Below are 26,636 nucleotides of genomic sequence, written 5' to 3' on the forward strand. Positions count from 1 at the left end.
GCAATGAATCGACATCCGATGCTGCGAGATGCCCCTCGACTCCGCATTTAAGGGAGGCTGCCGAAGGACTGCCGAAAAGCGCTGAGCGACAGTGGACCAGACATGCCTCGCCAAGGCGTCTCGAGGAGGACATTGCAGTGCGGATACTGGTGGATCAGAGTGGATACGAACTGCTGAATCTCGGTGACGTCGCGATGCTTCAGGTCTGCGTCAGCCAGCTTCAAAATCTCTGGCCCAACGCCGATATCGACGTATTGACGCGCTCGCCGGAACGGCTTGAGCAGTACTGTGCAGGCGCTACCGCGGTCAACCCGGACCTCGACCCTCGCAAGTCCCGCCCGCAACGTCGTTCCGCCAGCTGCGGCCGCAGCTCCCACCCGCGCCGGCTCCTCGCAGCTCTATGGCGAGCAGATCTCGTCGTGTCCAGCGGCGGGGGGTTCATCAACGACATTTTCTGGTGGCATGGAGTCCGGGTGCTAAACCTGCTGGGCCTGGCGCAGCAGCTTGGCAAACCAACTGCAATGTTCAGCCAGGGAATTGGGCCGCTAACCCATCCACGGCTAAGCCGCATGGTCAGGCGAGTGATGCCACGGCTACTGGTCGTCGGTCTGCGCGAAGGACGGGGTTCGGCCGCCATGCTTACTGCGCGTCGGGTGGGCCAGCAGCTTATACAGGTAACCGGCGACGACGCCCTGCTCGTGGCCACCGCCCCAACACGATCATCCACCGGGACGAATATTGGCCTGAACATGCGGGTAGCTCCCTACAGTGAGATCGATGGAAATGTCGCCAGCCGAGCCGGCGCAGTCGCCGTGGACTCTGGCCGATGTCGTGGCGTCTCCACCCTGCCTATGCCGGTGTCCCGTTACCACAGCGCTTACGACTTGGACGCAATACAGACCTGCAGAGCTACCGATGCGCCCAACGGGTCGCTACACAATTCCGACGACATTCTTAGCCCCGAAGAGCTCGCCGAACGCGCCGCGCGCTGCCGGGTCGTCGTAACGGCGAGTTATCACGCGGCTGTTTTCGCCCTTGCTGCGGGTGTGCCGGCGGTGTGCGTAACCAACTCACGGTATTACGACCTCAAATTTGAAGGCCTGAGCACGCAGTTCCCAGGCGGTTGCCATATCGTTCGACCAGGGGCGGATTTCGAGCGAGATTTGGCTGGCGCTATTGACCGCGCGTGGCAGGCCGATGAATCCGAACGCGATCAGATTCACTCAGCGGCCAAAGCACAAGTCGCGCAGGTAAATCAAATATATGCACGGTTTAAATCACTCGTGGACGCGACCGCGGCCTAAGCTGAAAGAAGCAGAGCGAGTGCCGCGCAAAATTATTTGTCAGTCACCACCAGGCGAGGTTTGGGAGCGATGGCCACTATCGATCGAAATACTCAGCGCTACGATGCGATTCTCGAAGCAGGATGCGCGCCGTGCTGAGGGAAATCGCCACCATTTTGCAAAAGACCGATTATCGGCGCTGGTCGGACCACAGCAACTTCGAGGCGTCATGGAAGCCGCGAACTAGCAGGGCCGCCGAACTTGTACCAAGCCGGAGTCGGGTCATTGAGTTCGGGGCAGGCAACAGAAACCTCGAGCAGGCCCTTGACCCGTCATGTACCTACACGCCATCCGATATCGTTGACCGAGGCCCAGGAACCTTGGTGTGCAACCTCAACGAGAGACCGCTCCCAGATCTCGGGGCAGACGTTTACGACGTTGCCGCAATACTCGGAGTACTCGAATACCTGCGCGATGTGCCATCAGTGCTTGATTGGCTAGCAAAACAGGTCCCAATGTGCGTGGTCTCGTACGTATGCGTCGAGTGCAATCACCGTTCGCTGCGCGGTGCCCGGGAAACACTCACCCGACTTCGGGCTGGCTGGATGAATAACTACCGTGAAGACGAGCTTCGATCGCTCTTCGAAGAACGAGGCTACCAGCGAGTCTCGGTCGAGAGTTGCATCGGCAATCGATTGTTCGTATTCGCGCAACCCCGCTGAAGTTGCGGGCGGTGCGACACTCTCCTTACCCTTGCCGGCCGCGGGTCGCGGTGGCTACTGGCGCGTTCGAAATATAGGCTTCCACCGTGGCACGGCCCCCGTTTGCTTTACCGGTGCGCTTCAGTTCCTCACGGTGGCACCTCGACAGGTGGATTGCAGAAGCCGGCCGAGTCGGCTCCGGCAAGTCATTCCGCGTGCTAGACGCCGGGGCTGGAATTGCGCCCTACCGCCACCACTTTGAACATGTCACATACGAGACGGCCGACTTCGGCGCAGTCGACAAGCAATACGCTCACCTCGATTACACCTGTCGGCTAGAAGAACTGCCCATGGCTGACGAAACGTACGATCTCGTACTCTGCAGCCAGGTTTTGGAGCACGTCCCCGACCCGATCGCTGTTCTTCGTGAAATTAGGCGCGTGCTGAAGCCCGATGGGCAAGCATGGCTCAGTGCGCCGCTTTTCTATGAAGAACACGAGACACCCTATGACTTCTGTCGGTATACGCAGTTCGCGTGGCGGCGAATGGCCGCCGAGGCCGGTTTCACAGTGGAGTCACTTGAATGGTTGGAAGGTTACTACGGCACGATCAGCTATCAGCTGATGATGGCCAGTAACAGCTTGCCAGCAGTGTGGCTTCCGGTTCGGTTCGTCTGCTTTGTCTTTTCTTTGATGTTTGGATTGCTAGATACCAAATTCAAGATCACAAATCGAGGCATGCCGAAGAACTACCGCTGTGTTCTTCGAGCCGCCTCTGCGGATGGACCGACACCACCTGGCGCAGAATAATCCCGCACTCGCACGCATCCGCTGGGGGACGTTCCCATTAGGCGTGAACCTGCCCCGCCGCGCTGCGGGATCATTGCTGAATTCACGGTTGCGGTGTATATCCCAGCACCAGGTGGCCGGCTTCTCGCACGGTCGTGAATCCCGGATGGGTGCGTAGATGTTCATCAGTGGCTTTCTTGGCGCCGCCATAAACGAAATAATCATCAAGGATGACCCGCGCCCCCGGGGACAGCCACGGCGTGATCCGTTCCAACGAGATTTTAACGGGATCAAACCAGTCGCAATCGATATGAGCCAAGGCGATAGGCCACTCGGGGTGCAGAGTCTGCTCGAACAACCCCTGGTGCAGGTGCGGCTGCAGACCATAGCTGGTGAACGAATCCGACACCCGGCCCACCAGATCACCCATGTATCCGTAGTAGGTCTGCCCAGCCAGACCCTCCGACTGGCCTGAGACGATCACCGCATACCGGTCGTGTGCCTCGGATGGGTCATCGGGACCTGGTGGAGGAATTTGGCCGAACACATCGTAGCCGTGAAATTCGCGGTCTTTGAGAATGGAAGCAAGCAAAATTCCCGATCCCCCCAGGGCGACACCGCACTCCAGGACCGCGCCTCGAACGGCACGCACTTCCTCAGCGGCGCGTTTTAGGCTGGCGAGTCTCTGGTAGCTCAGATAGGTCAAGTGGCTCCTGCGGATTTTTCGCGCTACGCCTCCGGCAGCCAACGCGCTACGAAACTCTGTCAGCATGCTACGAGTGTAGGTATCCAGCCCGGGCCGCCGCCCGACCGCGCCCTGCTGCACTAGTGTGTGCCTGTACTTCAGTGCCCTGAAATTTCGTCGTCATCCCACGACAGGTTGGCAATCTGGTTGGTGTAGGCAGCGGTATTGAGTCCGACTGTGTTTACCAGCTGCTGCGCGGCTCCATCGGTCGCGTTGTCCAACCAGGCGCTGAGGTCACTACCGGCCGTCTCGAAGAATTGGGCACGAGCGTGACCCCATTGCTCCGCCAAATTCGGGTCAAGCTGTGTCAGCTGCGTCATGAGCACGGGTAACTGGGCTTGAGCCACAGGTGGCAACCCGTAGTATCCCAACGCGGCATTAATGCCATCGACGTTGGCTTTCTCCAGACCCACCAGAACATCGATGGGATCGAGGTTCGGGAACAGCCCAGCCGGAGTGACAACGTCTGCGTACGTGCCCAAGGCATAGGGATCGTCATAACCCAAATCCACCAGATACTTCAACGTCGGTTGCGTCAATTCGATAAATGGCTCGATGACCGGCTTGAGCACCGGCACGGCCTGTTGAAGCTGGTTTAGCGGCTCCAGCAGGGGCAGGGTCTGGCTCGGAATCATGTAGTAGCCGGTCATTCCGCCGTTTTCGTAATACCCAGGCGATGTGGGTAATTGCTGTGCGCTAGCGAGTTGCTCAGGCGTGAGTGACCCATAGCCCAGGTGCGCGTAGGCCATCCCCATGCCCGCGTTGACGTCGGCCAGCAAGTTGATCGGATACCGCGGGAAATGAGCAAACCCGTCGTATTCGATGGTGTAAATGTCTGTGCTGAACGGGGTATCCGGGTTGGTCGGCGTGAACAGGTCCGGCAGATCCGGCATGCCGAACTGCCGGGACAATATGCCGCCGTTCGGATTGTTGGGATTGCCCAGCAGAACGAAATGCAACGACGCCGGATCTACCTGACCGGCCTCTTCGAGCGCGTTCATTTCTAGTGTCGCGATGGTGGCGCTTTGCGAGAAACCGAGAACGACAAGATCGTGTCCGGCGTATGTTTGCGTGATCGCAATATCCAACGCCTTCAGACCTTCGCTGATCGAACCGCCGAGACTCAGGTCGAAATGCCCAGTATCCGGTGCAGATTGCTGCGGAGTAGCGAGGGCGATCGGATTGAACCCTGAAAACGCGGGGTCGATGAATCGGCTGACAACACCCTCAAAGAACTCCGAAGTAGGCAGCCCCGAGTCAAGCGTGCCGCCGTCTAGGCCCGTACCACCCATGATTAGCGCTATCGGGTCACCGCCGCCGCCCGGCACAGACACATCGCCGGGGCCCCCAGTTCCGTCCATTCCGGGGTCGCCGCCGAAGGCGCCGGTGCCGGCTCCGCCAGCTCCACCGGACCCATCCGCGGTCGCTCCGACGCCGCCCTTGCCGCCGGCGCCGCCGTCCCCGTAAAGCAGGCCGCTGTTGCCGCCAGTTCCGCCCGGCCCGCCGACACCATTGGCGTTGACAGTGTTCACTCCCCCGGCCCCGCCAGCACCGCCGGTGCCGAACAGCCGGGCGTTGCCACCGAGCCCTCCGGGACCGCCATAGCCGATGCTGGCGTCTACGGCCGCACCACCGGTGCCACCTGTCCCACCGATGCCGTACAACAGCCCACCTTGACCACCGGGACCACCGGTTCCAGGCGGAGCGGTGGCGTTGCCCACCCCACCAGTTCCGCCGACACCTCCGATCCCGAACAGTCCAGCGTCGCCGCCGAGTCCACCGTTGCCGCCGGGCCCGCCGGTTCCTCCGGCGCCGCCATTGCCGAATAGTCCAGCGGCTCCACCAACACCACCGGCAACTCCGACGTTCGTGCTGATACCGCCGGCACCGCCGGAACCGAACAGAATCCCGCCCGCCCCGCCTGGCTGGCCCACACCATCAACGGTTCCACCGTCGGCGCCGTCGCCGATCAAAGGACGCCCTATCAAAGCCTCGGTATGCGCGTTCACGGCGTTCAGCGCGTCGGTGTGTACCGACTGCAGCAACGACACGCTAGCGGCTTCGGCGGTGGCGTAAGCTTCGGCGCTGGCACTGACCGCCTGCACAAAGCTGTCGTGGAACGCGACCGCCCGCATGCTGTGGGTCTGATATTCCAAGGCGTATGCGCCGAAAAACGCAGCTGCAGCCGCAGACACCTCATCGGCGGCTGCAACCTCTACCTGCCGCGTCATAGCACCTGCCGCCGCACTGGCCTCGATGATGGCCGAACGGATAGCCGCTAAATCTGCGGCAGCCTTCCCCAGCACATCCGGGGTCGCGATCATAAACGCCACCGGTACCTCCCAATAACTTGCATAACTTCGCGACGCGAGCGACCGGTGACGCACCCGCGAAGAGCCAATCGTATCGCGGTGCGTCGCCGTGTCCTGGGCATTTGCCCAAACGCATGACGCCGAAGCCTCGCCGGAGGCGTTGAGCTAGCAAAGCGCACGTGTATTCGTCCCCCACCGAAAAGAACGGGACTATCCTGGTAACTTAGCCGGATCGGGTACATGGGAGACGCGATGAGCAACCATACATACCGCGTGATCGAGATCGTCGGAACATCGCCCGACGGAGTTGACGCCGCTATCCGCAGCGGTCTGGCACGCGCCGCGCAGACCATGCGAGACCTAGACTGGTTTGAGGTGCAGTCGATTCGTGGCCATCTGGAGGGCGGCGCCGTCGCACACTTTCAGGTGACCATGAAAGTCGGATTCCGGCTCGAAGATTCGTAGCCCAAAACCCACCTGACAATCAGCCCGCCGCGGCTCCCGGCTCGCAGAACGGCGCTCCATAATCGACCACCGACTGAAATCCGCGTTTGCGGGCTCGCTCGGCGGCCTGCCGGATCAATGCGTAGATACCAACGAAACCAGCATGATCGGTCATGAACAGCGGCGACAGCAGCCGGTTGTGTACCAAAGCGAAGGCGACTCCGGTCGCTGGGTCGGCCCACCCAACCGAACCGCCCATTCCGACATGACCAAAGCCGGGCATCATGTTGCCGAGCGGCAGACTGTGATACCCCAGGTGGAAAGGCAACGGCACAAATAGATTTCGATCCGCCCGAATCGACCGCTCCCCCGCGAGTCCGGCAACCAGCTCTCGGGACAGGAACCGGCTGCCGTCGATCTCGCCGTTGTTGGCGATTGTGCCGTACATCCGCGCGAGCGCGCGGGCGGTCACGACGCCGTTGGCTGCCGGGAGCTCACCGTCCAGCAAGGGGACATCCCCCTGGACGGCCGCCATAACACCTGGGAAGTAGACAGACCGGAATCCGCTGGAAAATTGCATAGCGACCGTATGAGCAAAAGCGTTTACCATCGGATTGCCGACCATCTTCTGCGGCGTGATCACCTCGGCGACCCACGTCGGCGCTTCGGCCGGAGGCCGTCCCAAATGCAAGCCATCCGTGTCCAACGGCTCGGCGAGCTCCTCACGAATCAGTTCGCGCATCCCTTTTCCGGTGACAGCTCTAGCCAGCCCGGACAATAGCCAGCCAAAGGTCAATGCGTGGTATGCGGGTTTACCCAGCAGACGTCCGGGTGCTGCCGCCGCCAACCGCTCCTCCATGAGAACGTGATCTAGCAAGTCCTCCCACGTGGCACCTCGCAAGCCGGATAAGCCGGCCCGGTGACTCATCACCTCACGCACGGTGAGGTGAGCCTTACCGTTGACTCCGAAATCCGGCCAATACTCCGCAACCGGAGCGTCGTAGTCGATGAGCCCGCGATCAACCAGCCGGTGGATGACAGTGGCGGCCAATCCCTTGGTTGCCGAGAAGACCATAGGCGCGGTGTCCGCCGACCATGGCACCGCGCCGTCCCGGTCCGCCCACCCTTTCCATACGTCGACTACCGGTTCCCCGTCGAGATACACCGCGAGCGCCCCACCACCGAACCTGGGCGCCGGAAACATTGTGGAGAAGCTACGGACGACACAGGCAAAGTTTGAGTCCGCCGAACCGGAGACACGACGGCCCACGCCCGGGCCGTCATGCGCGAGCACCCGACTGCGATCGACTTGGGCGTCAATGTTCATGGCATTAAATTTACTTGCTCTTAACAGAACGCGGCGGCGAACATCGATTAATTTACCTTTCCGTTAGGATCTAGCGACCTCTAGTATTTGCTGGGCTGCCATAGCAGGCGTCAACTCGCCGGCTCGGACTCGACGCTCGAGATTAGCGCGGGCCTTACGCACCGCCGGGTTGGACAACAGCTGATCCAGAACTGTGTCTCGAACCATTTGCCAAGTCCAGTCGACTTGCTGCGCGCGTCGGCGGGCGTCGAACTCGCCCGCCTCGGTCAACACCTGACGATGATGCTCGACCGCCTCCCATAGCTGCGCTAGACCGTCTCCCTGGACCGCGCTCATGGTCAACACCGGCGGCCGCCAATGGGTTTCACGCGGATAGATCAGTCTGATCGCCGCCGATAACTCTCGGGCCGCTGAGCGGGCCTCAAGCAGGTGCTCGCCATCCGCCTTGTTCACCACCACGACATCGGCCAGCTCCAGCACGCCCTTCTTGATGCCTTGCAACTGATCGCCGGTGCGGGCGAGAGTCAACAGGACGAAGGTGTCGACCATGTTGGCCACCGCAACTTCAGACTGGCCGACACCGACAGTCTCAACCAAAACGACGTCGTAGCCAGCGGCCTCCAGCAGCACGATGGTTTCGCGGGTGGCTTTAGCCACGCCGCCGAGAGTGCCCGACGTCGGCGACGGCCTGATATAGGCGTCCGAATGCACAGCCAACCGAGCCATCCGGGTCTTGTCTCCGAGAATAGATCCCCCCGTGCGCGTCGACGACGGGTCAACAGCCAACACAGCAACTCGGTGCCCTTGCTCAATCAAATACATACCGAGCGCCTCAATGGTGGTCGACTTACCCACTCCGGGAACCCCGGTGATCCCCACCCGATGCGCTTTTCCAGATTCGGGCAGCAACGCCAACAGCAGCTGTTGCGCCTGCTCCCGATGGTCAGCTCGGGTTGATTCCAGCAGGGTGATAGCCCGCGGCAACGCAGCTCGGTCGCCGCTGCGGACAGCCTTGGCTAACTCATCGACGATGTCGTCAGCCGTGTTAGCGCGATCGGTTGTCATCTAGGCGAGGTCGTACCCCAGCCGCTCGACGAGCTTTGTCAGCAAGCCGATAGCCGCGTCGGCGATCACCGTTCCGGGTGGGAAAATTGCGGTGGCCCCGGCTGCATACAGCTCATCAAAGTCACCGGGCGGGATGACGCCGCCGACCACGATCATGATGTCGGGACGGCCAACGTCGGCCAGCGCGTCGCGCAAAGCCGGCACCAGCGTGAGATGCCCGGCGGCCAGCGATGAAACGCCCACCACGTGCACATCGTTATCTGCGGCCTGACGGGCCACCTCCTCGGGCGTGGAGAAAAGCGACCCGACGTCGACGTCGAAGCCAATGTCGGCAAACGCTGTCGCGATCACCTTCTGACCACGGTCATGCCCATCCTGGCCCATCTTGGCCACCAGGATCCTGGGCCGTCGACCGTCAGCCTCGGCGAACCTCTCGACCAGGTCGGTGGCGTTGGACAGCTGGGCGATATTCCCGCCTCCTCGGACTTCGTCGCGGTAGACCCCGGCGATAGTACGGATCTCCGCCTGATGACGCCCGTAGACGCGCTCCAACGCATCGGAAATCTCACCGACGGTCGCCTTGACCCGAGCCGCATCAATGGCCAACGCCAACAGGTTGTTGCCCAGTCCGTCATCACCGGCACGACCGTCGGCAGCAGCAGCGCGTTCCAGCTCAGCCAAGGCGGCATCAACCGCGGACTGGTCCCGGCTAGCCCGCAATTCCTGCAGCTTCGCCAGCTGCTCCGCACGGACCCGGCTGTTCTCGACCTTGAGCACCTCGATTTGCTGATCTTCGGCGACCTGGTACTTGTTCACCCCAATCACCGGCTGACGCCCAGAATCGATGCGCGCTTGGGCTCGGGCGGCGGCTTCTTCAATGCGTAGCTTGGGGATGCCATCGCTGATGGCCGCGGCCATACCGCCATGCTCGACAACCTCGGCTATGTGGGCCCGAGCTCGCTGTGCGAGCTCATGAGTCAGCCATTCCACATAGTAGGAGCCCGCCCAGGGATCAATGGGCCTGGTGGTACCCGACTCCTGTTGCAGGACCAGCTGAGTGTTGCGGGCGATCCGAGCGGAAAAGTCGGTGGGTAGGGCCAGCGCCTCATCTAATGCATTGGTGTGCAACGACTGCGTGTGGCCCTGCGTCGCGGCCATCGCCTCGATGCAGGTGCGGGCAACGTTATTGAAGACATCCTGTGCGGTGAGCGACCAGCCTGACGTTTGCGAATGGGTACGCAACGACAACGATTTCGGACTTTTCGGCTTGAACTCCGCGACCAGCTCGCTCCACAGCAACCGGCCGGCGCGCAGCTTGGCTACTTCCATGAAGAAGTTCATCCCGATGCCCCAGAAGAAAGACAGCCGCGGTGCGAATTTGTCAATGTCCAGGCCGGCATCCAAGCCAGCCTTAATGTAGTCGACTCCATCTGCGAGGGTGTACGCCAGCTCCAGATCCGCTGTGGCACCGGCTTCCTGGATGTGGTAGCCGGAGATCGAGATGGAGTTGAACTTCGGCATCTTGGCGCTGGTGTAGGCGAAGATATCGGAGATGATGCGCATCGACGGCTTCGGTGGGTAAATGTAGGTGTTGCGCACCATAAACTCTTTGAGGATGTCGTTCTGAATGGTGCCGGCCAGTTTCTCCGGTGGCACCCCCTGCTCCTCGGCCGCCACCACATACAGAGCCAGGATCGGCAAAACGGCACCGTTCATTGTCATCGACACCGATACCGCGGAAAGATCTATACCGTCGAACAACTGCCTCATGTCGAGGATCGAATCGATTGCCACGCCAGCCATCCCGACGTCCCCCTGGACTCGCGGGTGATCGGAGTCGTACCCACGGTGGGTAGCCAGGTCGAAGGCCACCGACAGACCTTTTTGACCCGCTGCCAGGTTGCGGCGGTAGAACGCGTTGGAATCGGCGGCTGTAGAAAACCCGGCGTATTGACGAATAGTCCACGGCTGGTTGACGTACATCGTCGGGTACGGTCCGCGAAGATAGGGCGCCTCACCTGGGAAGCTGTTCAGCGGGTAGCCGCCGATCGCGGCAGCGCGGCGGTCTTCTCCGATGTATACCGGTTTGACGGCAATGCCTTCCGGCGTGTGCCAATCCAATTGATCGGGGGTATACCCATGTGCTACCGCAGCAGCGGCAACGTGGTTTTCCACCATCGATTCGGTGGCCGGCGCCACGGCGCCCTCACCACGGAGCGGGATATCGGCAAAACTACCGACCAACGCGCGTAGATCATCGTTGGCCGGCTGAGTCGCATCACCGGCGACATGGTGAACAGTCATCGTCGCTACGCCCCCAATCGGGTGAGCAGATTCGATAAAGCTTGCACTGCATTGATTTTCGCAGTCAAGTACTCGTCGGGCCGAGGAGCATCCGCGCCGACATCTGCCAATGCCTTCTCCGGACCCGCCAGGTAAACCCACGATATGCCGGCGCGTCGGGCAGCCTCCACAATTTGGGCAGCCTCGTCCCGATAGCGCTGGTCGGTGCCACATATCACCGCAGCTACCGGTGAACCCGCGGCAGAATTGTCAGCAACCACCGCAGCCACGGCCGCTCCGGCACCGTCAGCATCTACCGTGCCCGGGTTAATCGCCTCTATCCCCCCCGAGGCCAGCAGGTTCGCTGCGAATGTCGTCCGGATGTTGTGCTCGGCCAGTGGACCCAATGGCAGCAACAGCACCTGCGGACGCGCGCCGGTGCGAACCAGGAACACATCCGACCGGTCACGTAGCGCCTCGAACGCCGCCGCGTAGCGCAACAGTCTCCCCGCACCAGGTGCCGAAACGGTCGGGTCGACCTGCGGCAGCGCAGGTTCTGCCAAGTTTGGATACTCGTTGACGCCAGTGATCGCGGTGCGGCGATGTGCAATGTCATCAGCGCGCCGTGTCGCGAGTTCGGCGATCTGATCAGCCAAGAAGTCGTGCGCGGCGACGAATCCGCCGCGAGCCTCAATCGTCTGGAAGTGCTGCCAGGCCTGCTGAGCCAGCTGTTCGGTGAGGTCTTCGACGAACCAGGACCCACCGGCTGGATCCAGCACTCGGCCCACGTGCGCCTCCTCCAACAGCAGCAACTGTGTGTTGCGGGCTATCCGGCGCGCGAAGCCGGGCGCCATATCCGCGAGGCCGCCGGGAATTGCCACATCGAACGGAAACACCAACACGGTGTCGGCCCCGCCAACGCCAGCGCCGAATGCTGCCAGAGTGGTCCGCAGCATGTTCACCCACGGGTCGCGCTGAGTCATCATCGGCAGCGATGTTTCCGCGTGCACCACAGTCGCGCCAGCCGCCCGATCACCGACAACCTCGGCAACCCGCGCCCAAAGTTGGCGCACCACCCGCATCTTGGCGAGAGTCATGAACTGATCGTCGTCGGCGGCGAGCCGAAAGCTGATCTGTTGCAACGCAGCGCCGACCGGCATCCCGGATTCCGCGAGCATCCGCAGGTAGGCCACCGCGGCAGCGATACTGGCAGCCAGTTCCCAGGCTGCGGTGGCACCCAGGTTGTGGAAAGCGGGTCCGTCCACTGTGATCGCCCGCACGCCACGATCACCGGCCGCCCGCGAGGCTACTGTGAGGACGTCTTCGATCGCTGGAGCCGGCCGTTCGCTGAGCGAAGCCGTCAGCGGATCGCCGCCCAGGTCGATCGAGAGTGCGCCGCGCTGATCCGGCTCTAGCTTTGCTATCAGCGCCAGCATCACATCACTCGCCGCCAAGTAGTCGGTGCCTGCATCAAGGATCACGGGGGCAAGGTTCAGGTATACGCCAGAGAGCAGGCTTTCGAGCTGCCCGGCAACCACACCAGTCGCCCCTACCCTGACAAATAACGCGCTCACCCCGTCGCTTAACGCAGCCAGAACCTCGGCGTTGCTCGCATCGCCGGCCGCGCCAGCGACCGAGGCTGCGCCAGGAAATACCTCGGCAACCTTCCAACCCGAATGGACGTCGCGCAGCGCGTCGCCGCCACGCACGTACGGCCATTCGCCGGGCAACGGCGGCTCCGGCAGCTCGTCAAATGCCGTGTAGAGCGGCCGGATGGAGAACCCGTCATAGGTCGGGACATCCAATAGCTGCTCGGGTCGGTCCCCCAGATCAGCGGGGTCACTGCGGGTGCTCTTGGAAAGCACCCCAGCCACTGCCGTGCGCCAGCGCCCGCGAACCTGTTCTAGATCAGCGAGCTCGGGTACATCAATGGACACCGACTGCTCCTATTTTCGCAGCATGGGCGATATTGCCTCGGGTTGCTTCGGGGTTGCCACTTGCTAACAAGGCTAGTTGATTGGGGTCGTCACTCCAGCGGCCAGGTGCGACGATTGAGCCGATGTGTGACGAAACACCAGCACCGGGGAAGCAGATATCCGCCCTCGCCCCGTAACCTTGGCAATCGTGACGGCGCCTGCCATCGACAAAACCACGTACCCGCTGCGCGGTATCGCCGCTGCCGGCGTTGCGATGGCACGTCAGGCATCCCGGCCCCGGGCCTTCGGCGCGGTGGTTGGTATCACAGCATTGGCGGCGGTGGCCCTGCTCGTTGACTTGCCCACGGCGGTACAGTTGCGCGATTGGGCGACGTCAGTGGGCCCATGGTTCCCGCTCGCCTTTCTGCTGGTGCACGTTGTCGTAACGGTAGTACCGCTTCCTCGCACCGCCTTTACGTTGGCTGCGGGGCTGTTGTTTGGCCCGGTGTTAGGTGTATCGATCGCGGTCATCGCCAGCACGGGGAGTGCGGTGATCGCGATGCTGCTGATGCGTGCAGCCGGGTGGCGGCTGACCCGCATGGTTCGCCACCGCGCGGTCGGCAGTCTCGACGAACGCCTCCGTGAGCGGGGCTGGTTGGCCGTATTGTCGTTGCGGCTGATTCCGGCGGTGCCGTTCGCTGTGCTCAACTATGCCGCCGGCGCGTCAGCGGTGCGGGTGGCGCCTTACGCGTTGTCCACGCTGGCCGGTCTGATTCCCGGCACCGCTGCGGTGGCAATCCTGGGCGACGCGCTTTCTTCGAACGGCAATCCGAAGCTGATCCTGATATCGCTGTGCACCGCCACGTTGGGGCTGATCGGTCTGATCGTTGAGATCCGGCACTACCGGCGACATCACCAGAGCACACCGGTGCACGACCCACCCATCCACGAGCCCGCGGTCGCCCACTGACAGGCAAGCGCTCACGATCGATTCAAACGAGCGCGGCCAGCGCGGATGCATCAGCCCGTGCTTGCGCAATCGACTCCTCCCCCAGACCACACAGCCGCAGGCACGACGTCGCAATGGCGTCTGCATCGGAATCCTCAAATTCGCGCGCTCTTCGAATCTGGATGACAACCTCGGTCACCTGGATGAGTAGCTCACCAAGCCGCCTCGGTGCGATCCCGGATTGCATGCTGGGACCAGCCGCTCGGGCGCCTAATCGGCTGTAAGCATCCTGAAGTTGCCGACGCTCCGACCGGAAGCCGTCGTATCTCTCCCCCTGCGTTTCGGGCAGCAGGTATAGAGTCCCGACATTGTGCGGCGTCTGAGCCAGCGTATCGATGTCCACTCTGGCGAGGAGATAAAGCGCCGCCGCGGCAGTAGCGTGTTCGGGCACAAGCACCTCTACCGCAGCGACGGCCTCCAGACTTGGCCGGACTGAGGTGGTAAGCAGTTCGATGAGCAACTCGTCTTTGCCGGAAAAGTGGTAATACAGCGAAGCCTGGCGGATGCCGACTCGCTCGGCAATCATTCTCGTCGAGGTGGCCGCGTAACCATATTCGACGAATAGCGCCGCCGCCGCGTCGAGAATCTGGTCGCGAGGCGACAATTCGGCATCCACTTGTTCCCGCGTGTGGCGGGGTCGTCCAAGCCGCGAGCGGGACGCCATAGGATTCATCTTCTCACGGTCGGCCCCGCGTACCCATCGCTACCGCCGGCGAGGTAACCGCGCCATCCACCCAGGCCACTAATGTCTGCCGTGCCCTCGATCGCAAAGCGCTCCACCAGAAATCCGCTCACAGCGACGCCGTCTGCCAAGGTGATTTTTCCGATCGCCATAGGGCTTGAGACCTCCGCGACAAATGTCCCGAATCCTGCGGCAGAAAGTCGCCAGACTTCACCTTCAATACTCATGCCCCCGTCTGTTACCCGAACCAATCCTGGCTTGGGCGGAATGGTTTCGAGCAGGTGAAGACGGTACTGCGGCGCAGTCGTGGTCTTCGCGATCAGAGTGCCGCCGGCTGCGACGAGCTGACTGTTCAATGGTTGGCCAGTCAGGTGTGCGCCGACCACGAAGATGTCGACGTCCGGACGGGCAAACCGGTGCGCAAGCTCGGCCAGCGTCGAGTCGGTGAATGCCGCTCCGGTCAACATCACACCGAATGGCAAGCCGGCGACGAATCCGGCAGGAATTGCCACCGAGGACAAGTCGAGCAGGTTTGCAAAGTTCGTGAATCGTCCCATTCGCGCGTTCGCACCAATAGGGTCCGCCGCGACGTCCGCAATCCTGGGATGCCAAGTTGTCGTGGGTGTCAACAACGCCGTGCAACCGTGCAAAGCAGCACGGCCGGCCGCGGCAAGCGTTGCGAGCCGTGCAGTGTCAGCGGCCCACTGGGCCGCTGTTTTGTCCCTGCCTCCCAGGATGATCGAGCACACGGTTGGGTCAAGGTCAACACCGATAAGATCTGGGTGTCGTTCGATGTGCGCACCCACTGCCGCGTACCGCTCAGCGACGAAAGCACCTTCGTACAGCAGATTGGCCGCTTCCAAAAGTGCGCTGACGTCTGTTTCGACGATTTCAACGCCGGTGCTGGCGAAACGCGATGCTGCAGCATCGAACGCCTGCTGCCACCCCTCTGCCAGCCCGTGGAGCTGTGCTGCGATGGGCACGGCGATGCGCGGTCGCGCCGGTGCTGGACTAGGCTGAGAAGCGTTGCGGCACATTGGTGAACCGTCCGAACCTTGCATAAGCTCAGCAACGAACCGCGCCAGACCCAGATCGCGCGCCAAGACAGTGACGCAATCCAAGCTGTAGCAGGCGGGAACCACGCCAGTCACCGGAATCAGCCCTCGCGTGGGCTTGATTCCGACAATTCCGTTGAGAGCAGCCGGCACTCGCCCGGAGCCAGCGGTGTCGGTTCCCAGCGCAAAGTCGACTATGCCCAAAGCGACAGCGACTGCCGATCCCGACGAGGACCCACCCGAAATTCGGCACGGATCCCACGCGTTGCGTACGGCTCCGTAAGGGCTCCGGGTACCAACCAGCCCAGTAGCGAACTGATCGAGGTTTGTCTTGCCGATCACGACCGCACCTGCGGTACGGAGGCGCCCCACGGCGACGGCGTCTTTCTCGGGAATGTAGGAGTAGGAAGGCACACCCGCCGTAGTGGGTAAACCCGCCACATCGATGTTGTCTTTGACCGCAAATATCATTCCAGCTAAAGGTAATTCACTATCCACCCTGGAGGCCTCCGCGAGAACCTCAGCATGATCCCGTAATGTTATCCAGACCTCTGGCCGATCCACACACGCCAGCCGTTCGAATGCGGCATCGACGCTCTCGGTCGGTGTCACGGCCGCACCGCCGCAAGAATCTGACCTGGAGCCACCTGCTCACCCGGGCGTACATAAATCCGCTGCAACGTGCCGGAGATCGGCGTCACGACCTTGCTTTCCATTTTCATTGCTTCCAACGAAATCACCGGCTCGCCCGCCATCACCTGCCTACCCGCGTCGGCAGCGATCCGCCAGACAGTCGCGACGAACGGCGCCACTACTGGTATAGCGCCGTCTGGCACCGAGATAGCCTGTGCTGAAACAGGTTCAGTGCTGGCCGGCGCATCGAACTCCCCCGACTCACTCCAGCGGCGCTTTTCCGCTTGGAAGGCGGACGCCTGAAGACGTCGGAACTCGGCGATCGATGCCACATTGTCCGCGAGAAAGGCAGAGTACTCTGCGAGAGAGAACACACCGTCTGTGGTCTCGAAGCCGGCACGGCCGGCGTCCGTCTCAGCACGCAGCTCCAGCAGTTCCCCTGCAGTTACTGGATACCACTGGATGCGGTCGAAAAACCGCAACGCCCAAGGACTATGCCGGAACTGTCCGCCTTTGCGGAATCGGTTCCAGATCTGCACTGTGCGGCCGACGAACTGATAGCCCCCGGGACCCTCCATACCGTAAATGCAAAGATACGCGCCGCCAATGCCCACCGAGTTCTCGGCCGTCCACGTGCGGGCAGGGTTATATTTCGTGGTGACCAGCCGATGCCGTGGATCCAGCGGTGTGGCGACCGGAGCCCCGAGATACACATCGCCTAGGCCGAGCACAAGATAGGTGGCGTCGTACACAGTCCGATAGACATCGTCGACAGAGTCAAGTCCGTTGATACGCCGAATGAATTCGATGTTCCACGGGCACCATGGAGCATCGTTACGGACTCCTGCCATGTATCGCTCGACAGCCAGTTTCGTCGCCGGGTCGTCCCAACTCAGCGGCAGCCGAATCGTCCGAGATGGAACCACCAGCTCGTTGGTGGGGGCCACCTGTTCCTCGAGCTCGCTGAGCAGACTCGCCAGATGCCGTGGCTTCAGCACGTGGGGGTCCGTGCGGATCTGCAGCGACCGAATTCCAGGCGTTATGTCAATGATTCCCGCCGGTGCATGTTCGGCGAGCACTTCCTGAAGCGCGTGAACCCGCATTCGCAGCGCGAGATCCAGTTCCATACGCCCGTACTCGACTAGGACGTTCGAATCCCCGCTGCGTCGATAGGTCACGGCGGGGCGGTCCTCATCCGCATCGAGTGCACCAATAATGCCGTCATCGCCATCGCCACCGACGGTGGGAACTTTCGGTGACGACCGATGAGCGTCGAGATTTGGCGCATCCACTTCGCGAACGGCCACAAACCGGATAGTGTCGCCCGGCCGTATTTGTCCCAGCTTCCACAGCTCACCGCTGGCAACCACTGCCGGACAGACGAAGCCGCCAAGCGACGGTCCGTCCGGCCCCAGGATGATTGGCGTGTCTCCGGTGAAGTCCAAGGAACCGATCGCGTAAGGCGTGTCGTGGATGTTGGACGGATGCAGGCCGGCGTCCCCGCCATCGTTGCGCGCCCAGACCGGCTTTGGCCCTATCAAGCGAATGCCAGTGCGGGCGGAATTATGGTGGACCTCGTAGTCGGTGGCGAACAGCACGTCGATGTCCTCACGTGTGAAGAACTCCGGTGCCGCGTGTGGACCCTCAACGACTCCCAGCTCCCAATGAGTGCCGATAGCTGGGCGCCGGTCAAGTGGAGTCGGACCCCCAACAGGACCCAAGCCCATCGCGTCTCCCGTCCGGTTGGCCGAACAGATCCGCAGCACATCGCCTGCCAGCAAAGCGCGGCCCGCGTGACCTCCGAATCCCCCCAGGGCGAACGTTGACTTGCTTCCAAGATAAGCCGGCACGTCAATTCCACCGCGGACGGCCAGATATGTCCGCAAACCCGGACCCAGCGACGTGCCCAGAGCAAGCGTGCTTCCGGCTGGAACCGACGCGGGCTCCCACATTGCGGCTGGTTCGCCGTCCACCGTGACCGAAACCAGCGCGCCAGCCACGCAGACGACTGCCGCCGCGGAAAACCTAACGGTCAAGCCGCCAGCAGTCACCTCAAGGCCGGGGGCTCCTACTGGGTTGCCCACGGCCACATTGGCTTCGGTGAACGAAACCGAGTCAAACGGGCCGCTCGGCGGTACGCCCACATGCCAGTAGCCGAGCCTTCCAGGGAGATCCTGCACGGTGGTGAGCGGCCCGGGCACCAGCACATCGATGCGCGGATCCGGGTCAGCGGTCTCGGCCAGGCTGCTAGTGGAGTGAACCGCGGCGCGAAGGGCAGGGTCATCGCAGAGTGACCGCAACAACCCGAGGTTGGTGACGATCCCGTCTATCCGGCTCGCCTCCAGTGCGGCGCGGAGAAGGTCCAGCGCAGCGTCCCTGGTCGGCCCATTGGCAATGACCTTGCCTAACATCGGGTCGTAGAACGGCGAGACGTCAAGCCCAGTTTCGACAAAGCTGTCGACCCGAACGCTACAGACCTGCTCAGCCAGCTGGTCAGGAAAGCTAGCGTAGGTGACTAACCCGCAGGATGGCTGTGATGGTCGCGTCTCATCGCTGGTGTAAATGGTCACGGGCGTAGGTTCCGTCGCAACCGACGAAAGCTATGAAGGAGGGGCTACGCCCGTGACCAAGCGAGTATCGCCGATTGAGCGTGTGCGTGTTGAGATGGATCAGTTGTTCGCCGCGACCGAGCGGCCGTTGACCGAGATTTTGGAGGAGGTCGGGCGGTTATCGGTGCGTCTGGTGTTTCAGGTCGCCGTGGAGGCCGAGGTAGAAGCAGTGTTGGGCCGAGCCCGTCACCAGCGTCGGGTTCAGGACGGCCCGGGCGGGTACCGCAATGGGTATCAACCGCCGGCGACGGTGAAGACCACGATGGGCTCGGTCGAATTATGCCGCCCGAAACTACGCGACACCGACGAGCGGTTCTGTTCGCGGCTATTCGGTGCCGGGGTGACGCGCACCCACGCTCTGGAGGCGTTGGTGATTTCGGGATGGGTGCGCGGTTTGTCGGATCGCGACATCGAGGCCGCGTTGGCCGAGGTGCTGGGCTCGCAGGCGGCGTTGTCGCGCTCGACGGTGAGCCGGATTTGTGCGGCCATCAAAGACGAGTTCGCTGCGTGGTCGTCTCGACGCCTTGATGAGCTGGTGTTGGACTACCTGTTCTTGGATGCCTCGAACTTTCGGATGCATCCCAACGCCCCGGCCGAGCCGGTGCTGGCCGCCTGGGGCATCTGCACCGACGGCAAGCCCCTGTTTATTGGGCTGGCCCCAGCCGCAGCGGAGTCGGCTGATGCGTGGGCCGACTTCTTGGCTGACCTGAGGAACCGGGGACTACGCCCGCCGCTACTGGGCATCTCCGACGGGGCGCCGGGCCTGATCGCCGCATGGGAGACCACGTTTCCGGCAAGCCTGCGTCAGCGGTGTCTGATCCATCGCTGCCGTAACGTCATCGCCAAGACACCTGTCGCGGTCCAGGACGAGATCAAAGCCGCGTTCTGGTCGATCTTCGATGACATTGACCAGCCACCCGGCCAGCAGGCCGTGGATGAAGCCACCCGCCGCGCCGAGGAGTTCACCACCACATACCGCGGGCTCTACCCAGCCGCGGTCGCTTGCCTGGCCAACGACTTCGCCTCGCTGAGCGTGCATTTGCGCTTCCCCCGCCAACACTGGACACGCATCCGCCATTCCAACCTCATCGAACGCACCTTCGGAGAATCCCGTCGCCGGGTCAAGGTCATCGGCCGCCTACCCGGCGAAACCAGCTGTCTGTCGCTGGTATGGGCCGTCCTCGACCGCGCCAGCCGCGGCTGGCGCGGAGTCACCCAAACATCAGCGACCAGCCGCCACCTCCAAGAACTACGCCACCAACTGCTCGAGCCACCCCGCCCACTGCATCCCCCCACCACAACAACCACGACCGACACCACCGCCGCGTAACATGACCACCAGGAACATGCGCCCAGCGTTTTTACACCAGTCCTAAGACGCCACCGCTGTGATTCCTTGGCAGGGTCTTCGGCGTAGATGCGTGCCTCTACGCTGAAACCGTCCGGTTGCCAATCGCGTTCGAAAACATAGTCGGGGCCCTGACCATCCCGCGCAAGGCGCAGCATGAGCTCCACCAAATCAACGCCAAACGCCTCTTCTGTCACCGGGTGCTCAACCTGAAGACGCGTATTGACCTCAAGGAACGCCGCTTCCTCGCGGACGGGGTCGTAAACGAATTCGACCGTGCCGGCGCTGCGATAGTTCACCGAGCCCAGTAGCTCACGCGCGGACGTGTGCAAAAGCTCGCGTATGTGCCTAGGTAGCGCCGGCGCGGGCGCTTCCTCGATCACCTTCTGATGACGTCTCTGCATTGAGCAATCACGGTCTCCAATGACCGCGATACGTCCCGCGCCATCGCCAAAGAGCTGAACCTCTACATGTCTGGCCGGGCGTACCAGGCGCTCCAGAAACACACCATCGGACCCAAAGTTGGCTTCGGCGAGAGCCGCCACTCGCGCAAACGCGTCCCTGACGTCCTCGGCAGTGGCGCATGCCTGCATCCCGATTCCGCCACCACCACCTGTGGCTTTCACCATCACCGGGAAGCCGATTTCCTCTGCAGCAGCAATCGCCTCGGCCGCGCTCGACAACAATTCCGTGCCCGCGAGCAGCGGCACACCGGCGGCCTTGGCCAGCGCGCGCGCTGTGTGCTTCTCGCCGAATGAAACGATCTGCTCCGGGGTGGGACCCGCGAAACGAATTCCGGCAGCTTCGACCGCTCGGGCAAAAACAGCACTTTCCGAGAGGAATCCGTAACCGGGATGAATGATGCCAGCCCCAGCAGTCAGGGCCGCTTCAACTACGGCGTCGCCCCGCAAGTAGGACTCCCGGGGCGGGGCCGGTCCCAGCCGGATGGCGTGATCAGCCTCCCGGACGTGGGGCGCGGCCCGGTCGGCGTCCGAGAAGACGGCCACCGCCTTCATCCCCATCCCACGAACGCATCGAATTACCCGGTATGCGATTTCACCGCGGTTTGCGACCAGGACGACGGTCACGCCGAAACCTCTGACTCGACGACGAGCATCCGCAACGGAGTTGGATTGAAGTCGTTGCAGGGATTGTTCATCTGCGGGCAGTTCGACACGATGACAAGCACGTCCATCTCGGCCCGGAGCGCCACTCGCTTGCCTGGGGCAGACATTCCATCGACGATGCCCAGGGCTCCATCGGCTTCAACCGGAACGTTCATAAACCAATTCAGATTAGAGACGAGATCGGCTGCGCCTAATCCGTGACGGCCACCTTCGGAGAGAAAGTTCTCTCGGCATCCGTGCTGGTGCATCACATGATGGCCATAGCGTAGCGTGTTGGACTCCTTCGAGCACGCGCCACCGATGGTGTCCTGGCGATCAATCTCGTTGGCCACCACTGTCATTAACGGCCGCCCCTCGCTACTTCGAAGCACCGTCGCGGTTCGCACGTAGGCGTTGCCTTGCCAGGCCAGAGTATCCGGCACGCTATAGCGTTCAGAGGTGTCGTTGGAGTTGTAGATCAGACAGTCCGCCGACTGGTTGCCGCCGACGTCGACGATCGTGAGTACCTGGCCCATTCGCACGGTAGCTGACCACGGGGCGTTAGGAGCGACCCGATCGTCGAGAACGACCCGGCCAGCAACAAGGGACTCAGCCCAATCCAACACAGTGCCCGTAGCGAACGAGGCCCCGACAGGAACGGTCGTCGTCATAGCCCTCGCGCCTCCGCGTATTCAATAGTGTTGAGGTAGGCCCGGGTCAATTCGGGCGTGGCCGCGAAACGCTCATCACCGAAGCCGGTTGGTTGGCCACGCCAGGCATGGATGCGCAGTGGCCCAACAACGTAGTCAGGGCGCGGGTCAAGCGGATGCGGGACGTTGACCACAAGAACTAGGACAGGCAACTCGGCTACTAACTCCACGTAGGTAGCAGGGCCAGCCGAGCCTACCCAGAGAAGCGTCCCATCCGCGGCGACTCTTACACCTTGGAACAAGGACACACTAGGTGGCAGGTCACGCCGGTTTAGCCCGTGTTTGGCGGCGGCTTTGAGAAATAGACCTCGGCCTGACGGCGACGGGCCTTCTGGTCGAAAGTCCCCATACTTCTGCAGATTCCATGGATCTGTGGTGGTACCGCAGAAGGCGTCATGCCGCCCCGAACTGTCAGCGGTTATCGTCGCAAGGACTCGCCCAGCACCCGACAGCAACGGGTGGTTCGCGCCCAAGTATGCCTGCCATGGAATCTTCTGGGTATCGGCCACGTTCAGCCGCTCTACTGGCTCTAGCGCATTGAAGAGAAGCAGGTTGGCACACGCCTCGCCGGTCGGGTCGTCGAATCTCAACCGGGTGCCGCGAGCAAGAACTTTGTGCGTATAGCCGCCCGGAGCGACAGTCTCGGCCCACTTCAAGCTGGCGGGGTCGGTTTCTGGTGGACAGAAGGGACTCGTCGACGCTGGTAGGTATGGCATCCAGTCGCTCGCCTGACCACCCTGTGCCCGAGCGTCGTCGCGGGCATTCAACACGTTGTCGGTCAGACGGGCCGCGCGTGGCGTGGCGTGGGATTCCGGGTTCGTCATGCTGAGGATCCCCCCGGATTGGAACGGGTGGCGTCTTAGGACTGGTGTAAAAACGCTGGGCGCATGTTCCTGGTGGTCATGTTACGCGGCGGTGGTGTCGGTCGTGGTTGTTGTGGTGGGGGGATGCAGTGGGCGGGGTGGCTCGAGCAGTTGGTGGCGTAGTTCTTGGAGGTGGCGGCTGGTCGCTGATGTTTGGGTGACTCCGCGCCAGCCGCGGCTGGCGCGGTCGAGGACGGCCCATACCAGCGACAGACAGCTGGTTTCGCCGGGTAGGCGGCCGATGACCTTGACCCGGCGACGGGATTCTCCGAAGGTGCGTTCGATGAGGTTGGAATGGCGGATGCGTGTCCAGTGTTGGCGGGGGAAGCGCAAATGCACGCTCAGCGAGGCGAAGTCGTTGGCCAGGCAAGCGACCGCGGCTGGGTAGAGCCCGCGGTATGTGGTGGTGAACTCCTCGGCGCGGCGGGTGGCTTCATCCACGGCCTGCTGGCCGGGTGGCTGGTCAATGTCATCGAAGATCGACCAGAACGCGGCTTTGATCTCGTCCTGGACCGCGACAGGTGTCTTGGCGATGACGTTACGGCAGCGATGGATCAGACACCGCTGACGCAGGCTTGCCGGAAACGTGGTCTCCCATGCGGCGATCAGGCCCGGCGCCCCGTCGGAGATGCCCAGTAGCGGCGGGCGTAGTCCCCGGTTCCTCAGGTCAGCCAAGAAGTCGGCCCACGCATCAGCCGACTCCGCTGCGGCTGGGGCCAGCCCAATAAACAGGGGCTTGCCGTCGGTGCAGATGCCCCAGGCGGCCAGCACCGGCTCGGCCGGGGCGTTGGGATGCATCCGAAAGTTCGAGGCATCCAAGAACAGGTAGTCCAACACCAGCTCATCAAGGCGTCGAGACGACCACGCAGCGAACTCGTCTTTGATGGCCGCACAAATCCGGCTCACCGTCGAGCGCGACAACGCCGCCTGCGAGCCCAGCACCTCGGCCAACGCGGCCTCGATGTCGCGATCCGACAAACCGCGCACCCATCCCGAAATCACCAACGCCTCCAGAGCGTGGGTGCGCGTCACCCCGGCACCGAATAGCCGCGAACAGAACCGCTCGTCGGTGTCGCGTAGTTTCGGGCGGCATAATTCGACCGAGCCCATCGTGGTCTTCACCGTCGCCGGCGGTTGATACCCATTGCGGTACCCGCCCGGGCCGTCCTGAACCCGACGCTGGTGACGGGCTCGGCCCAACACTGCTTCTACCTCGGCCTCCACGGCGACCTGAAACACCAGACGCACCGATAACCGCCCGACCTCCTCCAAAATCTCGGTCAACGGCCGCTCGGTCGCGGCGAACAACTGATCCATCTCAACACGCACACGCTCAATCGGCGATACTCGCTTGGTCACGGGCGTAGCCCCTCCTTCATAGCTTTCGTCGGTTGCGACGGAACCTACGCCCGTGACCATTTACACCAGCGATGAGACGCGACCTTGGAACGGTGGATGTGAGTTTGTGGGATATACGCGAGTTCGATGCGGCGATGGAGACGCTTCTGAAAGAAATAGACAGCGCCGATGATGAGTGACAGGCCGACAAATAGCGGGGCGCTCCACCGCAGCCACCAGGTTTCACCGGTCAGGTCGTAGATTTCAGAGCGCGGCCACATAAGGTTGATCACCATTCCCACTTGGTAGACGACGACGATGTGTCAACGGCAAGTGAAAACTGATCAGGTTTCGGCAATCGAAAATTGACCAGCTTGGTTTCATTGGTCCTCGGCTGTGGTGGTGTGGCCGAGGTCTCGGTCTTTGATGCGGTAGCTGTCTCCTTTGAGGGCGATGACTTCGGCGTGATGGACGAGTCGGTCGATCATGGCGGCGGCGACTACGTCGTCGCCGAACACTTCGCCCCACCGCCCGAAGGGCTTATTCGAGGTGACGATGAGACTGGCCCGTTCGTAACGCGACGACACGAGTTGGAAGAACAGATTGGCGGCTTCGGGTTCAAACGGGATGTAGCCGACTTCATCGACAACCAGCAGGGGGTAGCGGGCCAGCCGCGCCAATTCGGCTTGCAGGGTGCTGTTGTGATGGGCGCGAGCAAGACGATCAACCCATTGCGAAGCGGTCGCGAACGCAACGCGGTGACCTGCTTGACAAGCGCGCATCGCAATCCCGATCGCCAGGTGGGTCTTGCCGGTCCCTGGTGGGCCGAGGAACACCACGTTGTCTTTAGCGGTGACGAAGTCCAGGGTGCCCAGATGGGCGATGATGTCGCGTTTGAGACCGCGGGCATGATCGAAGTCGAACTCTTCCAACGATTTACGTGATGGGAAGCGGGCAGCGCGGATGCGCCCTTCGCCGCCGTGAGATTCCCGAGCCGACACCTCACGCTGCAGACACGCCGCGAGGAATTCTTCATAGCTCCACGCTTCGGTTCGGGCGCGCTCAGCGAGACGTTCGATGGCCTCACGCAGCGTCGGGGCTTTCAACACCCGGGTCAGATACGCCAGCTCGGCGGTGACATCACGGCTGCTGGTCGCGGTCTTGGCAGCCATCACGCCACCGGCCCGTCAAGGCCCAACAAGGCGTCGTAATCAGCGAGACGGCGTTGTTCGACCTCCACGTGATGCGGTGGACCAACAACCTCGAGCCGTTTGCGCCGCAGCAGTTTCGCGGCCTGGACATGTTCGGGATCGCTGATCGTTTGATGTTTGGCCCAGATCCGGTCGTGGTCGGCGACCAGCGTGCCGTCACACCAGACCCGCACCCGGTTTAGATCTGCGATGATCTCGATACGGCGGCCGATCGCGGCCGGATGCACCGAGTAATCGTTGCTGTCGAGGCGCACGTAATGATCGCGAGGCAACCGCGTTGAGCGTCGCCATCCGATGCTGGGCCCAACCGGCGGCAATGCCAGCATCGCTGCGGTATCGGCGGCGATGCGATCTGCTGGCCGGCATCCCAGCACCCGATGCTGGCGGTGGTTGGCCCCCACCAGCCAGGCCTGCAACTGGATGTTGAAATCGGCTGGGGAGCCAAACACCCGCCCCGGCAAAAACGCCCGCTCCAAATAGTCATGGAACCGTTCAACCAGACCCTTGGCCTCAGGATCAGCGGGTTTACAGATCCCTACCGTGGTGGCCAAGGTCCCGCGGAAAGCCTGACATGCCGGGGTCAACTCTGGTCGGCGTGCCCGCCACCGCCCGACCGCGCCCTCACCATCCCACACCAACACCCGTGGAACCGCACCCAACGTCGAAAGATGCTGCCACCAACCGGCATACAAGTCTTCGGCAGCGCGTGTCGGAATCAACAGCGCCGAAGCCCACCGTGAATACCCACACACCATGGTCAACACCGGTAACGTCGCCGCCCTACGAACCTGGCCATACCCCACCGGCACCACAACATCGGGAAACCAGAAGTCACACTGCCCGACCTCACCGGCCACATACGTCGTCCGTGACACCGGATCCGGCGCCAAATACAGTGGCCGTAACTCACGCACCCGCCCACTCAGTGTGCGGATCGAATACGACCAACCGATCCGCTCAGCAATCACCGTCGCCGGCATCCGCGGATAGGCCGCCAACAACTCCCGAATCCGCGGCTCGGCCTCATCAGCAACAGAACCCCTCACCGCACGCCGATACTTCGGCGGCCCATCAGAAGCCAACGCCGACTTCACCGTATTCCGCGAAATACCCATCACCCGCGCAATCTCGGCAATCGGCAACTGCTCCGACCGGCGCAACCGGCGAATCTCAGCCCAATCCTCCACGTTCAACACCTGCCTCCTCCT

General features: G+C 62.3%; 20 protein-coding genes and 2 pseudogenes. 6 read left to right on the plus strand and 16 right to left on the minus strand.

Annotation, left to right across the window (positions count from 1 at the left end; all coding sequences use genetic code 11):
* The first annotated feature begins 137 nt into the window (after positions 1 to 137).
* The 3 genes from ACO07W_RS01200 to ACO07W_RS01210 all read left to right on the plus strand — a co-directional run bounded on the left by ACO07W_RS01200 (position 138) and on the right by ACO07W_RS01210 (position 2,793).
* Positions 138 to 1,304: a polysaccharide pyruvyl transferase family protein gene (locus ACO07W_RS01200; protein WP_421840170.1), complete on the plus strand. Its 1,167-nt coding sequence runs from the start codon at positions 138 to 140 to the stop codon at positions 1,302 to 1,304.
* 122 nt (positions 1,305 to 1,426) lie between these two features.
* On the plus strand, positions 1,427 to 2,005 hold the full coding sequence (locus tag ACO07W_RS01205) for a class I SAM-dependent methyltransferase (RefSeq protein WP_421840171.1): 579 nt from the start codon (positions 1,427 to 1,429) through the stop codon (positions 2,003 to 2,005).
* 86 nt (positions 2,006 to 2,091) lie between these two features.
* Positions 2,092 to 2,793 (plus strand): class I SAM-dependent methyltransferase, encoded by a 702-nt coding sequence (locus ACO07W_RS01210; protein WP_421840172.1) that lies wholly within the window; start codon positions 2,092 to 2,094, stop codon positions 2,791 to 2,793.
* 82 nt (positions 2,794 to 2,875) lie between these two features.
* On the opposite strand, the gene ACO07W_RS01215 is transcribed toward ACO07W_RS01210, so the two are convergent.
* Positions 2,876 to 3,544, minus strand: a complete 669-nt coding sequence (locus ACO07W_RS01215) for a TylF/MycF/NovP-related O-methyltransferase (protein WP_421840173.1) — start codon at positions 3,542 to 3,544, stop codon at positions 2,876 to 2,878.
* A 71-nt stretch (positions 3,545 to 3,615) separates the two neighbouring features.
* On the minus strand, positions 3,616 to 5,841 hold the full coding sequence (locus tag ACO07W_RS01220) for a PE-PPE domain-containing protein (RefSeq protein ID WP_421845749.1): 2,226 nt from the start codon (positions 5,839 to 5,841) through the stop codon (positions 3,616 to 3,618).
* A 240-nt stretch (positions 5,842 to 6,081) separates the two neighbouring features.
* Here ACO07W_RS01220 and ACO07W_RS01225 point away from each other — a divergent pair, with 240 nt between their 5' ends.
* Positions 6,082 to 6,294 carry a dodecin gene (locus ACO07W_RS01225; protein ID WP_421840174.1) on the plus strand — a complete coding sequence of 71 codons (213 nt, stop codon included), beginning with the start codon at positions 6,082 to 6,084 and terminating at the stop codon, positions 6,292 to 6,294.
* 19 nt (positions 6,295 to 6,313) lie between these two features.
* Here ACO07W_RS01225 and ACO07W_RS01230 read toward each other — a convergent pair whose 3' ends face one another.
* From ACO07W_RS01230 to mutA, 4 genes are all read right to left on the minus strand, one after another.
* Positions 6,314 to 7,600 (minus strand): serine hydrolase domain-containing protein, encoded by a 1,287-nt coding sequence (locus ACO07W_RS01230; protein WP_421840175.1) that lies wholly within the window; start codon positions 7,598 to 7,600, stop codon positions 6,314 to 6,316.
* A 63-nt stretch (positions 7,601 to 7,663) separates the two neighbouring features.
* Positions 7,664 to 8,665 (minus strand): methylmalonyl Co-A mutase-associated GTPase MeaB, encoded by a 1,002-nt coding sequence (meaB, locus tag ACO07W_RS01235; RefSeq protein ID WP_421840176.1) that lies wholly within the window; start codon positions 8,663 to 8,665, stop codon positions 7,664 to 7,666.
* Positions 8,666 to 10,969, minus strand: coding sequence for a methylmalonyl-CoA mutase (scpA, locus tag ACO07W_RS01240; RefSeq protein WP_421840177.1), 2,304 nt, complete (start codon positions 10,967 to 10,969; stop codon positions 8,666 to 8,668).
* A 5-nt stretch (positions 10,970 to 10,974) separates the two neighbouring features.
* Positions 10,975 to 12,885, minus strand: a complete 1,911-nt coding sequence (gene mutA, locus ACO07W_RS01245) for a methylmalonyl-CoA mutase small subunit (protein ID WP_421840178.1) — start codon at positions 12,883 to 12,885, stop codon at positions 10,975 to 10,977.
* Positions 12,886 to 13,072: 187 nt separating this feature from the next.
* Between mutA and ACO07W_RS01250 the strand changes: the two genes are divergently transcribed.
* Entirely contained in the window at positions 13,073 to 13,834 is a 762-nt protein-coding gene (locus ACO07W_RS01250; RefSeq protein WP_421840179.1) for a TVP38/TMEM64 family protein, read from the plus strand.
* A 22-nt stretch (positions 13,835 to 13,856) separates the two neighbouring features.
* Here ACO07W_RS01250 and ACO07W_RS01255 read toward each other — a convergent pair whose 3' ends face one another.
* From ACO07W_RS01255 to ACO07W_RS01265, 3 genes and pseudogenes are all read right to left on the minus strand, one after another.
* A complete protein-coding gene (locus ACO07W_RS01255; protein WP_421840180.1) occupies positions 13,857 to 14,546 on the minus strand; it encodes a helix-turn-helix domain-containing protein in 690 nt (229 codons plus the stop codon).
* Entirely contained in the window at positions 14,543 to 16,222 is a 1,680-nt protein-coding gene (locus ACO07W_RS01260; protein ID WP_421840181.1) for an allophanate hydrolase, read from the minus strand. Before ACO07W_RS01260 ends, ACO07W_RS01255 begins: the two co-directional genes overlap by 4 nt.
* A pseudogene (locus ACO07W_RS01265) lies at positions 16,219 to 18,807 on the minus strand (5-oxoprolinase/urea amidolyase family protein); the annotation flags it as partial. The pseudogene ACO07W_RS01265 and the gene ACO07W_RS01260, both read right to left, overlap by 4 nt.
* 100 nt (positions 18,808 to 18,907) lie before the next feature.
* Between ACO07W_RS01265 and ACO07W_RS01270 the strand changes: the two are divergent.
* Positions 18,908 to 20,182 (plus strand): IS256 family transposase, encoded by a 1,275-nt coding sequence (locus ACO07W_RS01270; RefSeq protein ID WP_421840071.1) that lies wholly within the window; start codon positions 18,908 to 18,910, stop codon positions 20,180 to 20,182.
* Between the two features lie 62 nt (positions 20,183 to 20,244).
* Here the strand turns inward: ACO07W_RS01270 and ACO07W_RS01275 are convergent.
* The 7 genes and pseudogenes from ACO07W_RS01275 to istA all read right to left on the minus strand — a co-directional run.
* Positions 20,245 to 21,288: pseudogene (locus tag ACO07W_RS01275) on the minus strand (biotin carboxylase N-terminal domain-containing protein); the annotation flags it as partial.
* Positions 21,285 to 21,977: an urea amidolyase associated protein UAAP2 gene (locus ACO07W_RS01280; RefSeq protein WP_421840182.1), complete on the minus strand. Its 693-nt coding sequence runs from the start codon at positions 21,975 to 21,977 to the stop codon at positions 21,285 to 21,287. The pseudogene ACO07W_RS01275 and the gene ACO07W_RS01280, both read right to left, overlap by 4 nt.
* Positions 21,974 to 22,840 carry an urea amidolyase associated protein UAAP1 gene (locus ACO07W_RS01285; protein ID WP_421840183.1) on the minus strand — a complete coding sequence of 289 codons (867 nt, stop codon included), beginning with the start codon at positions 22,838 to 22,840 and terminating at the stop codon, positions 21,974 to 21,976. The genes ACO07W_RS01280 and ACO07W_RS01285 overlap by 4 nt, the downstream gene beginning before the upstream one ends.
* 81 nt (positions 22,841 to 22,921) lie before the next feature.
* A complete protein-coding gene (locus ACO07W_RS01290) occupies positions 22,922 to 24,196 on the minus strand; it encodes an IS256 family transposase (RefSeq protein WP_421840071.1) in 1,275 nt (424 codons plus the stop codon).
* A gap of 86 nt (positions 24,197 to 24,282) precedes the next feature.
* Positions 24,283 to 24,513, minus strand: coding sequence for a hypothetical protein (locus ACO07W_RS01295; protein ID WP_421840184.1), 231 nt, complete (start codon positions 24,511 to 24,513; stop codon positions 24,283 to 24,285).
* 84 nt (positions 24,514 to 24,597) lie between these two features.
* Positions 24,598 to 25,389 carry an IS21-like element helper ATPase IstB gene (gene istB, locus ACO07W_RS01300; protein ID WP_421839995.1) on the minus strand — a complete coding sequence of 264 codons (792 nt, stop codon included), beginning with the start codon at positions 25,387 to 25,389 and terminating at the stop codon, positions 24,598 to 24,600.
* A complete protein-coding gene (istA, locus tag ACO07W_RS01305) occupies positions 25,389 to 26,624 on the minus strand; it encodes an IS21 family transposase (protein WP_421839994.1) in 1,236 nt (411 codons plus the stop codon). The genes istB and istA overlap by 1 nt, the downstream gene beginning before the upstream one ends.
* Between the last annotated feature and the right edge of the window lie 12 nt (positions 26,625 to 26,636).

Source organism: Mycobacterium sp., from assembly GCF_965230835.1.
Taxonomy (GTDB): domain Bacteria; phylum Actinomycetota; class Actinomycetes; order Mycobacteriales; family Mycobacteriaceae; genus Mycobacterium.